At 72.0% G+C, this 250-nt stretch carries 1 protein-coding gene; it reads left to right on the top strand.

Going from position 1 to position 250, the window contains the following annotated elements:
* Positions 1-250, top strand: a 250-nt coding sequence (locus LO50_RS22145) for an aminotransferase class I/II-fold pyridoxal phosphate-dependent enzyme (protein ID WP_044316386.1), incomplete at both ends; no start/stop codon positions are given.

Genomic DNA, 250 nt, shown 5'->3' with positions numbered 1-250 from the left:
GGCTGGCTGCTTCCGGTGGCTGGCTGCTGGTCGACGAGGCGTTCATGGACTGCACGCCGCAGCACAGCCTGGCCGCGCACAGCCATCTGCCGGGGCTCGTCGTGCTGCGCTCGTTCGGCAAGTTCTTCGGCCTGGCCGGTGCGCGGTTGGGCTTCGCGCTGGCGCATGACGGACTGTTGCGCGCGCTCGAGGAGCTGCTCGGACCCTGGGCGATCGCCGGTCCGGCGCGCTGGCTGGGCAGCACCCTGCT

Origin of the sequence: Stutzerimonas stutzeri (genome assembly GCF_000935215.1) — a bacterium.
Taxonomy (GTDB): domain Bacteria; phylum Pseudomonadota; class Gammaproteobacteria; order Pseudomonadales; family Pseudomonadaceae; genus Stutzerimonas.
Note: the sequence above shows the minus strand (reverse complement) of the source record. Positions and strands in the feature narration are given on the sequence as shown.